The following is an 11728-nucleotide window of genomic DNA, read 5'->3' as shown; positions in this document are numbered from 1 at the left end:
TTACGGGTTAGTTAATAATCTTCTGCCGGCGGCAGGGCCGCCAACGCCTCTTTGGCAGAACGCACGTTTTCATTCTTACTATCCTTCACCACCTTTCCATCACGCAACATCACCGTTCTGCTGCTGAATGCCGCGATGTCGGGTTCATGTGTTACAAATACAATCGTTTTGCCTTCCTGCTGGTTCAGTTCCTGCATGAGGGCCATAATTTCGTAAGAAGTACGGGTATCCAGGTTACCGGTGGCTTCATCGGCCAGTATCATTACCGGCTGATTTACCAGCGCCCTCGCAATGGCTACGCGTTGCTGCTGCCCCCCGGAAAGCTGGCTGGGCGTATGTCCTTCCCTGTCGGCCAGCTTCACCGATTCCAACGCACCCAACGCCCGTTCCCGGCGCTCCCTGGTGGTCAGCTCCGGATTGTAGAACAATGGCAGCTCCACATTTTCCAATGCCGACGTACGCGGCAACAGGTTATAAGCCTGGAACACAAAGCCTATTTTATGATTGCGCAACCGCGCCAGCTCATTACGCGATAAACTGCTAACATTAATTCCATCGAGCAGGTAGTCCCCAAAAGACGGTTTATCCAAACAGCCCAGTATATTCAACAACGTGGTTTTGCCGGAACCGCTGCTCCCCATGATAGTTACAAACTCTCCTGCTGATACATCAAAAGAAACGCCCTTCAGGGCACGCACCGTTTCCGTGCCCATCACAAATTCACGTTTGATCTGTTGCAGTTCTAATATTTTGCCGTTGCTCATCGTCTGCGCCCTCCCATTTTTGGTAAAAACGGACTACCGGTGCTGCCACCCGCCACCGTTACACCGGCGGCATTCATACTCACCACCACCACATCCTGTTGGGTGAGGCCTCCGAGTACTTCAATATGTGTGTTATCATTCAATCCTGTTCTGATACGTTTTTGCAGCAGCGTGTCACCGCGCAGCAACCATACATAATTGGAAGAACCAATACGGGCAGTACTTTTAAATGTTCTGCCGGTGGTGTCCTTTCTCTCTGCCGGCGTTTTCCGCACCGCGCTCTGTATGATATAATCTTTCAGCGGTGCCGAGTCCGGTCTGAATTTGAGTGCTTTCACCGGCAGCAGGAGCGTAGAATCTTTCTCAGCAGTGTATATGGTTACATTAGCGGTCATGCCCGGTTTCAGCTTCTTATTCTCATTAGGTGCATTGATGATGGTATTATAGGTAACCACGTTGGACGAAACAGAGGGTTGCAGCCTGATTTCCTGCACCCGCCCTGCAAACACATCTTCCAGGTAAGCATCAACGGTAAAGGTTACACGCTGCGAGTCGTTCACATTTCCGATATCGGCCTCATCTACGCTGGCTTCCACCTGCATTTTGGTAATATCTTTTGCAATCACAAACAAAGTGGGCGTGTTAAAACTGGCGGCTACAGTTTGTCCCACGCTTACATTCCTGTTCACTACCACGCCGTCTATCGGTGAATGGATTTCGGTAAAAGAAAAGTTTTTCAGCGCCGATGCCAGTTGCGCAGTTACACTCGCTACATTCGCCTTTGCCTGGTCGATCTGGTTGGTGGCCACATCATAATCTGCTTTGCTGATGGCCCCGGTTTTATAAAGCAGTTCCTGTCGCTGGTAATTATTTTTTTGATAAGCAAGATTGGCCTGGGCTACCTGTAAACTGGCTCTCAGCTGGTCTACCTGTGCCTGGAATAAGTCCTTATCCAATTCTCCCAGCAGCTGTCCCTTTTTTACCTGGCTGTTAAAATCCACATAGAGGTACTTCAGTGTACCGGATACCTGCGTACCTACAGCAACCGTATCTACCGGCTGGATAGTACCTGTGGCGGTAACGGTAGTGGCTATATGTCCGTAGGCAGGTTGCGCCGTTTCAAAAGAAACCGGGACTGTTTTTTTCCTGATAAAAAAATACCAGGCTGCCGTCAACAGCAATATGATCACGATGGTTATGATAACGCCTTTATATTTTCTCATACCTCATTTGCATTTATAGTTTGACCGGTATGCCCCTGTAAAAATCATATATCCTGATATTCAGCGCAGCATTGTATTTCGCCTGTATATAAGATTGTAATGCCTGTATATATAAGTTTTTTTGTTGCAGGAAAACCACCACGTTAGCCGCGCCTACTTTCAGTTGTTCGCTGGCGATCCGGTAGCCCTCCTGTGAATACTTCAGCTGCTCCACCGCAGCATCGTACTGCGACTGGGCATTGAGTACGTTGATATACGACTGTTCGATAGTTTGAGAGAGGTTAGTTTTTGTATCCTGTAAAGTGAGCCTCGACTGGTCTATTTCAATCTTTGCTTTTTCTACATTTGTTTTCACCACGCGACGTGTGAAAATAGGCACCGACAATGTGAGACCAATCTGCTGATAAAAATTATTGTCCAGCTGCTTGAAATAGGCGCTGCCGTTACCTCCGCCGTTGTAAGAGGTGCCTAATCCACCGTTGGCCGACAGCGTAGGCAAATAGCCGGTCCTGGCCTTTGCCAGGTCAAGGTTGGATACTTCTATACCCAGTTCGCTGCTCTTTATCTCCGGGCGGTTAGCCATGGCCGAATCCTGCACTTCCTGCAATGCATAAAGATGTGAGTTGGTAATCAAGGTATCGGGCTCCATAATTTCAAAATCGTAGCTACTGGGCAACTGCAGCAGCTGTTTCAACACCAGCTTATTTTGACGGTGCTGGTTTTCTGCTGTTGTGAGCAGATAACGATCGTTGGACAGTTGCGCTTTTAACTGCACCAGTCCGATCAGTGCAATGCTGCCTACATCATATTGTTGCTGCCCCTGTTTTACCTGCGCTTCGGAGGTAGCCACTACGTCTTTCACATATACGATATTTTCCCTGGCGAGTAAAATATTAAGATATGCCTGTGTAATGAGTACCGTGATATCATTGAGCTGCTGTGCTATACTCAGGCCGGCCACCTGCGTTAACAGGTTCTTTTGGCGGATATCATAGTTCAGGTATCCTCCCTGGAAAAGGGTAACATTGGAATTAACGGAATAATTACCGGAGGTGTACACCTCATAGGAGGTACCGCCGGAAGCGTTTAATGTTTTACCGCCATTGAGTGTTTGGGAAGCCGACCCATTGAGGTTGGGTAGTTTTGCCGCGCGTGACAGCAGCAGGTCCTGCTCCGTACTCATCCGGCTCAACCGCAAACTATTTAACTGGATATTGTTTTTCATGGCATAATCAAAACACTGCTGCAAGGTCCATTGGGCAGGAAGCGCCACGCTGCTATCCTGTGCCTTTAGCAGGGGATTGATTAAAAAGGAAGCAATAAAGAAAAGTAAGATTCCCGGCTGTCTGAAAAACATCATCGTATAATCATTGATGTTAGTAAAAGCTACTACTGGAATAGAGGGGCTAAATAGTTATACAATATAACAAATTAATCCTGTTTATGTATCAACGGACCTGCCTTTCGTTTGGCTGTCAGAGTTATATGCCATAAAAAAATTGCGGACCCACAGCATATAACCTGCAAACCCGCAATTTGTTTTGTTAAATCTATTTTATGTTATCTATATCGCATTTTTAAAAGTAGCGTTTGACCTGCCGGTTCCTTCCGGCGGACCCTGGTACCAGTTTTCGTCGTAATACACGAAAAAGGCCATCCAGATGGTACGGGACCAGCGCATCAGCAGGGGTTGCAACGCCAGCAGTAATAAGGCATTGACACCCAGCCACCAGAAAATGCGGTTGTCATAGATGGAGAAACCAATAAACAACCACCAGGCAATCAGGCTGGCCACACACACCGCTATTGACAGCGCATAACTCACATAGCCGGTACCGTAATAAAAGCCGACTTCCACTTCCACCTGCTGACCGCATACCGGGCATTTGTCCGGCATCTTCAAACAGTTTTTCAGGTCGTAGGGATTTTTGGTAGTATAAATGGATCCACGTCTGCAACGGGCACACTTGTTCCCCAACAGGCTTTTCAGCAGGTTGGGTTTTTCATGATTTTTATCTGCACACATATAAAGTAGATTTATCAGGATATATTTTTCCGGAACTCCTCCGGTGTTACTCCTGCGTATTTTTTAAAAAATTTCGTGAAGTAAGAATTGTCTGCAAAATTCAGCTGGTAAGCAATAGCAGCAATAGTCATATCTACGTTGATCAATAGTCGTTTTGCTTCAAGCAGTATCCTGTCACGGATAATTTCTCCTGCCGATTTACCCAGCATATGCCGGCAAAAGGCGTTGAGATAATTGGGCGTTACATACAGCAAGGCAGCATATTCCTTGGGTAATCGCAGCTGCATATAATGCTGATCTACCAGTTTCCGGAAATTGCGGAGCAATACATAATTATGCGGCGGCTCCTGTTTAGCCAGTTCCTTCCTGTTGCCACGGCTTACCTGGATAAACATTTCCAGTACCAGTAAACGCAGCATATCCAGGCTGTATATGGCCGTTCCGGCCATTTCCTTCAGCATCGATTCGAATAATGCCATTACCGCCGGTACAGCCGCTTTGGGCAATTGCACCACGCCTTCCGCACTTACGCCGCTGAAAAAAGGGAAACGCTCCACATAGGCAGGATCCTGTAAAAAGGCGTTAAAAAAGCCTGCTGATACATTCATCACATAACCTTCTATGTTCCCTTCAAAAAACCAGCTGTGTACCTGTCCGGGTACCATAAAATACAGCTGTCCTGCTTTTACCGGGAAGCGCTCAAAGTCGATAGTATGACTTCCACCCCCGGCAGTAAAAAATGCCAGATGATAAAAAGAGTGCCGGTGAGGAAAATGGATATCCCGGTGTGCTGCCAGGTAGTCTGAAAACCGGGCTACCAGGATATCTTCAGATGCCGGCATTCCCATTGCCAGGGAACAGATATCGTATGTTGGAATAAGCGCCTTTGACATGATGCAACAAAGGTACTAAGGAAGTAGATAAGGGGGTTGTGGTATTAGGGGCTTTAATGGTACTTTTTACCTATCGACTATGATTAGGGTGATTACAATGATGAATTGTGTTTAGGCCTTATCATTAAATGTTCGAAAGACACGGTCCCATATGCTGGTATAGAATCCAAAATTACATTGCTCATTCCGGTGATGGGTATGATGAAAAGTGGAAGTACCGAGATACTTTAACAACGGCCACTGTCGCATATTTTCAGGAACCGGTTCCATGCCCAAATGACCAGTCATACCAAATATAACATTGATGATTAAATAGATGATAATGCCGTAAATATTAAACGGGCACAATAACAGCAGTAGTAACCACAGGGCGCCAAAGCTGAGTGTTTCCAGCGGGTGCAGGATAAAGAGATCGATAGGTTCCGGATCAACCGCTTCATGGTGCAGGGTATGCAACAATTTATATAAGGGGGTTTTATGAATCAGGTAGTGAAACACATACATCAGCAAATCCATCGCAAAAAACAAGATGAGTGCGTCCAGCAGGATCCTGCCGGAAAAAGTGGTGGTGAGCCGTATATCTCCCTGTATCCATAACCAGTAGCCGGCGTAGGTTACTACGGTATTCAGCAACGTGGTAAGCCATGCAATGGCCCATTGCCGGCGGCTATAGGCAAACATAGATGCCTTCGGAACTGTTGTAATGGCGGCCTGCCCGAAGCGCCGCTGCAACACTTTTCCAAATATCAGCACGCCGATCATAATGGCGGTATTTTCAGCCAGGAAAATAATCCATAGCAGCCAGGCGGGCCAGTGGCGCAAGATATCGAGCAATGTATCCATCTGTTTCGGCAACAATCTCCAAAAAATATCTTCAAAAAAGTAAAAAAAATAAAAAAGCGGTTATCTTTGTAATCATCAGATGATATGACGAATTTAAACATTTCGCCTTTAAAGCGTCTCAGCCTGGCTGAGGAGGTGGCCGACAGGCTGCAGGAATTGATTGTTTCCGGCAAATATGCGGTAGGACAACAACTGCCGACGGAACCGGAGCTGATGTCGCAGTTTTCTGTGGGACGGTCGAGTATCCGGGAAGCAGTGAAAATATTGGCTCACAGGGGCTTAGTACGTGTGCAACAGGGGCTGGGCACTTTTGTATTGTCACAATCGGTACCCGGGGAGGCGTTATCGCAGCGGCTGCAGCGGGCCGACTTCGAAGACCTGAATGAAGTAAGGTTTTTGCTGGAAGTGAAGATTGCAGAGAAGGCCGCTGTTCATCGCCATAACAAGGATATAGAGAAAATGAAGGGCTTTTTGAAGAAGCGCTTTGAATATGCCAGCAATAACCAGCTGGAGCCATGTATACAGGCAGACATCAATTTCCATAATGCCATTGCGGAAGCGGGTAAAAATGAAATTATGCGGGACCTGTACAGAACTGTATCAGAGCATCTGAAAAAATCGTTCCTGTTGCGTTACACCAATACCGACAGCTTCATTGCAACGCAACATTATCATGATGCGTTGCTGCAGAGTATTATCGATAAAGACCCGAAAAAAGCGCTGGTATGGGCCACGAAAATCAGTAACCAGCCACGTTGATTTCTTTTAAAACATGCGCCATTGCCAGGTTTTTGCCATATATAGATGACAGTGGTTCCGGAAAACAGCTAATTTTTTACCCTTAAACATCAGATGATCTGATCTTAAAAGAAGAGAAATGGAAACAACATTTACCGAACAGCCCAAAGCAGCCGCACAACAGGTAGCACAGCAAACGGTGCTGTCGATCCTTTTGGCCTTAAGTTTTACCCACTTCCTGAACGACACCATGCAGTCGCTCATTCCCGCTATGTATCCCGTTCTCAAGGATTCCCTGAAGCTAAATTTCACACAGGTAGGTTTAATCACCCTTACTTTCCAGATGTCGGCGTCGTTATTACAGCCGCTGGTAGGCCTGTACACTGATAAAAAACCACAGCCCTATTCACTTGCTATCGGAATGGGATTTACGCTGGTAGGACTGGTGAGTTTATCGCTGGCGCACAATTTCCCGATGGTACTGGTATCGGTAGGCCTGGTAGGTGTTGGATCGGCGGTATTCCATCCGGAGGCCTCCAGGCTGGCATATATGGCATCGGGTGGTAAACACGGAATGGCGCAATCGTTATTCCAGGTAGGTGGTAATGCCGGCAGTTCTCTCGGACCTTTGCTGGCGGCCATGGTCATTGTTCCATTCGGACAGTTTCATGTGATCTGGTTTTCCATTGCAGCCATGCTGGCCATTGTGGTGATGCTTAATATCAGCAAATGGTATCTGGCCAATACGCATCGTATTAAGCCTAAGAAAGTAGTACAACAACTGGATCAGTCGAAGCTGTCGAATAGCCGGGTGATCTTTTCGCTGGGCATACTGCTGGTACTTATTTTCTCCAAATACTTTTACATGGCCAGTATGACCAGCTATTATACTTTTTACCTGATGGACCGTTTTCATGTTTCGGTGCAGAGCGCGCAGGTATACCTGTTCATCTTCCTGTTTGCAGTAGCGGCGGGTACATTTATTGGCGGCCCTGTTGGCGACCGCATTGGCCGTAAGTATGTGATCTGGATTTCCATCCTTGGCGTGGCGCCATTCTCGCTGCTGCTGCCGCACGCCACCTTATTCTGGACCGCTGTATTAAGTGTATTCATTGGCGTTATCCTGTCTTCCGCATTCTCCGCCATCCTCGTATATGCGCAGGAGTTAGTACCCGGGAAGGTGGGTATGATTGCCGGCCTGTTCTTTGGGTTAGCCTTTGGTATGGCTGGCGTAGGCTCCGCACTGCTGGGCCGTTTAGCGGATGCCACCAGTATTGCATATGTATATGAAGTATGCGCTTATCTTCCTTTAATAGGACTCCTGACGGGGTTGTTGCCGAACCTGGAGAAAAAGGCATAGATTTTTGTCTTGCCCAGGATTAAACTGATTATGATGATTTACAGGATTTTTTCTTTTTTGATTTTAATTTGATTTTTAGAAGATTTTGGGAGATCTAAGCAAATTATCCTCGCTGAGATCTCCCAAAATCTTTTAAAATCACAAAAGAAAAAATCCTGTAAATCATCATAATCAGTTTAATCCTGGGCAAGACAAATTCCGCGTACTTTCGCACCTAAATTATTATTGCTATGTGGAAAGGTATACTGCTGGTGCTGTTAGGCGCCTGCAGCTTCGGGATATTATCGACGATCGTTAAATCGGGTTATCAGCAGGGATATACATTAGGCGAATTATGCAGTGTGCAGGCCGGATTTGGAATGGTGGCGCTATGGATAATACATTTACTATCCGGCCGCAAAACCTATGGACTTCGTAACCGGGATGCGCGGACCTGTTTGATCCTGGGCAGCTCCACCGGACTGGTAAGCATTACTTATTACCAGAGCGTGCAGTATATTCCGGCCAGTGTGGCAATTATACTGCTGATGCAATTTACGTGGATGAGTATGCTCGCCGAGTGGGTCATCTACAAAAAGCGTCCTACCCCAGTACAATGGCTGGCGGTATTTTTTATACTGGCCGGAACATTGCTCGCAGGCGGCGTATTTAACGCCGGGTCAACTTCTCTTAACTGGGTCGGGATTGGCTTTGGCATGCTGGCAGCGATATGCTATACCGTGTTCATAGTGGTAAGCGGCCGGGTGGCGGCATCATTAGGACCGGTATTGAAAAGCGCCTGGATTGTTACCGGCGCCTTTCTGATCATTACCTTGTTGTTTCCGCCATTATATCTTATCAATGGCCGTTTCACCGGCACCCATCTGTGGATCTGGGGTATTCCGCTGTCTCTTTTTGGTACGGTGTTGCCTCCGTTCCTGTTTTCGAAGGGAATGCCGCAAACGGGGGTATCGCTGGGCGCTATCCTCAGCGCCGCCGAGTTGCCGGTGGCGATGCTGGCAGCCACCATTTTTCTGCATGAAACGGTATCTCCCCTGCAAATACTGGGAGTAGTGATCATTTTAAGTGCTATTGCCATGGCTAACCTGAAACGACCGAAATGAAAACCCATGAGGTGTTTTTTTTATTTATCTTTGCTCCCTCATTAGTGATTTACGAACTGTTTTTTCATGAAAGCATTTAATTTTTTTATTCTATATCGCCTTCCGATTGGTATTGTATTGTTACTGGGCGGTATTGCACTGGGCTTAACCGTAGGCTGGTGGGAAGCGACCATTGTGCTGGTGCTGGCGCTGGTATGTTTGGTAACACACGTGATGTTTGGCCCCATGAGAATGGTACAGGAAGCCGTGGAAGCAGGGGATATTGAAAGGGCCAGCGCCCTGATGAACCAGGTAAAGTTCCCTAAACTGCTGTACAAACCGATCCGCTCTGTATACTACTTTATGCAAAGCAACATGGCCATGTATTCCAACGACCTCGATAAAGCTGAATCCACTATCCGCCAGAGTATCAACTCAGGTAGCCCGATGAAGGAATACGAAGGCATGCAGTATTTTCAGCTGGGTACCATTGCCTACCAGAAAAATGACCTGAAAACCGCTGATCAGAACCTGAAAATTGCGATGCGCAAAGGCTTGCCTGACAAGGAAAACACGGCTGCTGCCCTGTTAACCCTGGCTTCCATTGCCATGACCCGTCGCGACTTCAAATCTGCCAAGGAATATTTCCGCAGAGCCAAGGCACAAAAACCTACTACTGCGCAGATCGTGAGCCAGATCAAAGAAATGGACAAATATATTTCCCGGATGCCGGGATAAACATTATATAGCTTTTAGCGGTTAGCTTTTAGCTTTTAGAAATGCAGCGGAGATGAAGTGGTAACCCTTTATCTTCGCTGCATTTTTAGTTTTTTACCTACAAAAATTCGTGAATGCGATTTAAACTTTACACTACAGTATTGGGTTCCCTGTTATTTACGGCTGCTATGGCCCAGGACTCTACCCGGATCAGCCAACTGAACGAAGTATCTGTTACAGCCACCAAAGGCCCCCAGAAAGCCGGAGAAACAGGCAAGGTGGTCACCATCCTTTCCCATGAATACCTGCAGCAAAACAGCGGTAAAAGCATCGCCAGTATCCTGAACCAGCAAACAGGACTGGTGATTAACGGTGCGGAAAACAACCGGGGCACGGTACCCAATGTATACATGCGCGGCGCCTCCAATGGTAACACCCTCATACTGGTGGATGGCTTACCAGTGAGTGATGCCTCCCAGATCAACAGCACCTTTGACCTTAACTTTATTACCCCCGACCAGGTAGAAAGGATTGAAATCCTCCGTGGCAGCCAGTCCACTTTATACGGCTCCAATGCCGTAGCCGGCGTGGTCAATATTATTACGCGGAAAAGCGGGGACAAAAAGCTGGGTGTGGGCCTGAATGGCAGCTATGGCAGTTATCGCGACTGGCAGGGAAATGTAAACGTGCATGGCAATTTGCAGCGCTTTTCTTACCTGGTTAGCTATAAACATGAAAAGACCGCCGGATTTTCTGATGCCTATGATTCTACCGGTAAAGCCGGGTTCGACAAGGACGGGTTCAGACAGGACGCTGTTTTTGCCAAACTGGGCCTGACCGCCGGTTCGCACTGGAATTTCCAATACCTGCTGAACTGGAGCAACTATCATCACGACCTCGATGAAGGCGGCTATAAAGATGAGACCGATTATACCGGCGCCTCCAAATACCTGCTTAACGGCTTTAGCAGTGAGTACCGCTTTAAAAACGGCTCCTGGCACGTACTGTATAGCTACCAGCGCAATAAACGGACTATTCTGAATGATTCCACCTATGTGGGAACAGGCGCCTATGCAAAATTCGACAGCACCCGGTTTACCGCCAATACCCATTGGGTGGAAACCTACGTAAACCTGGATCTGACAAAACATATACGCCTCATTGGCGGCGGCGTATTTACCAGCTCGGCCACTGATCAAAGGGATTATCTCCTGTCTACCTTCAGTACCCGCCCGGATACTACCAGGCTATCGCCAGACAGCTCGCATACGAACCAAACCAGCCTGTATGCCTCTATCCTCTTACATAACCTGGAAGGCTTTAACCTGGAGCTGGGAGGCCGGTTTAATCGCCATAGTCTTTATGGTAATAATGAAACGTTCTCTTTTAACCCTTCTTATCTCATCAACGAACATCATAAAATATTTATTAATATTTCATCAGCTTACAGCGTTCCGTCTCTCTTTCAGCTGTACGCAAACGGCTACGGTAATAAGGAATTAAAACCTGAAACCACCACCAGTTACGAAGCGGGTTATCAGGCCAGCGTAGCGCATAACAAACTGGACTTCCGGGTTACCGGTTTTACAAGAAAAACCCGCGACCTGGTTATATTTTACTTTGACCCTGTCACTTTTTTCAGCCAGTACCGCAATGCGAATAAACAAAAGGCCTATGGCGCCGAAGCAGAGGCCCGCTGGCTGATTACGAAAGGACTGGAACTGACCGCCAACTATACTTATACAGATGGCCGTGTTACCATAGAACAAAATGGTAAGGACACTTCCTACTATAACCTGTACCGGGTGCCAAAACATGCTGTGAATGCTACCCTCGGCTACCAGGCCACCCCTGCCCTGTTTGTTTCTGCCACCTATAAATATACCGGCGAGCGCTTTGAACAAATCAAACCGTTAGGCGATTATTATACCCTGGATTTATATGGTGAGTATAAATTTGGTAACTTGCTTAAAATTTTCGCCGGGTTCAGGAATATAACAGATAACCGGTATTTTGAAATTTCTGGCTATAATTCACGGCGATTCAATTTTAACGCCGGTATTTCCGTTAATTTGTAAACAT

11 protein-coding genes are annotated in these 11728 nt (G+C 47.0%); 5 read left to right on the top strand and 6 right to left on the bottom strand.

Annotated features, from left to right (window positions below; genetic code table 11):
* Nucleotides 1-11: 11 nt before the first annotated feature.
* From KE626_RS14815 to KE626_RS14790, 6 genes are all read right to left on the bottom strand, one after another.
* Nucleotides 12-764 (bottom strand): ABC transporter ATP-binding protein, encoded by a 753-nt coding sequence (locus KE626_RS14815; RefSeq protein WP_249207476.1) that lies wholly within the window; start codon nt 762-764, stop codon nt 12-14.
* Nucleotides 761-1987, bottom strand: coding sequence for an efflux RND transporter periplasmic adaptor subunit (locus KE626_RS14810; protein WP_211973689.1), 1227 nt, complete (start codon nt 1985-1987; stop codon nt 761-763). The genes KE626_RS14815 and KE626_RS14810 overlap by 4 nt, the downstream gene beginning before the upstream one ends.
* Before the next feature lie 13 nt (nt 1988-2000).
* On the bottom strand, nt 2001-3347 hold the full coding sequence (locus KE626_RS14805) for a TolC family protein (protein WP_249207473.1): 1347 nt from the start codon (nt 3345-3347) through the stop codon (nt 2001-2003).
* Nucleotides 3348-3551: 204 nt separating this feature from the next.
* The gene (locus tag KE626_RS14800) at nt 3552-4013 is read right to left on the bottom strand and encodes a DUF983 domain-containing protein (protein WP_211973688.1); all 462 of its coding nucleotides are present in this window, start codon (nt 4011-4013) and stop codon (nt 3552-3554) included.
* Nucleotides 4014-4027: 14 nt separating this feature from the next.
* Nucleotides 4028-4906, bottom strand: coding sequence for a helix-turn-helix domain-containing protein (locus KE626_RS14795; RefSeq protein WP_211973687.1), 879 nt, complete (start codon nt 4904-4906; stop codon nt 4028-4030).
* A gap of 111 nt (nt 4907-5017) precedes the next feature.
* Entirely contained in the window at nt 5018-5749 is a 732-nt protein-coding gene (locus KE626_RS14790) for a sterol desaturase family protein (protein WP_211973686.1), read from the bottom strand.
* An 84-nt stretch (nt 5750-5833) separates the two neighbouring features.
* Between KE626_RS14790 and KE626_RS14785 the strand changes: the two genes are divergently transcribed.
* The 5 genes from KE626_RS14785 (at nt 5834) to KE626_RS14765 (ending at nt 11724) form a co-directional block, all read left to right on the top strand.
* Nucleotides 5834-6508: a FadR/GntR family transcriptional regulator gene (locus tag KE626_RS14785; RefSeq protein ID WP_211973685.1), complete on the top strand. Its 675-nt coding sequence runs from the start codon at nt 5834-5836 to the stop codon at nt 6506-6508.
* A gap of 118 nt (nt 6509-6626) precedes the next feature.
* Nucleotides 6627-7847 carry an MFS transporter gene (locus KE626_RS14780; RefSeq protein WP_211973684.1) on the top strand — a complete coding sequence of 407 codons (1221 nt, stop codon included), beginning with the start codon at nt 6627-6629 and terminating at the stop codon, nt 7845-7847.
* Between the two features lie 230 nt (nt 7848-8077).
* The gene (locus KE626_RS14775) at nt 8078-8950 is read left to right on the top strand and encodes an EamA family transporter (protein WP_211973683.1); all 873 of its coding nucleotides are present in this window, start codon (nt 8078-8080) and stop codon (nt 8948-8950) included.
* Between the two features lie 66 nt (nt 8951-9016).
* Nucleotides 9017-9667, top strand: coding sequence for a tetratricopeptide repeat protein (locus KE626_RS14770; RefSeq protein ID WP_211973682.1), 651 nt, complete (start codon nt 9017-9019; stop codon nt 9665-9667).
* 113 nt (nt 9668-9780) lie between these two features.
* Nucleotides 9781-11724 carry a TonB-dependent receptor plug domain-containing protein gene (locus KE626_RS14765; protein ID WP_211973681.1) on the top strand — a complete coding sequence of 648 codons (1944 nt, stop codon included), beginning with the start codon at nt 9781-9783 and terminating at the stop codon, nt 11722-11724.
* The last annotated feature ends 4 nt before the right edge of the window (nt 11725-11728 follow it).

Source organism: Chitinophaga hostae (genome assembly GCF_018224885.1).
Lineage (GTDB): Bacteria > Bacteroidota > Bacteroidia > Chitinophagales > Chitinophagaceae > Chitinophaga > Chitinophaga hostae.
The sequence above is the reverse complement of the archived record's forward strand: the minus strand, read 5'-3'. Positions and strand labels throughout refer to the sequence as shown.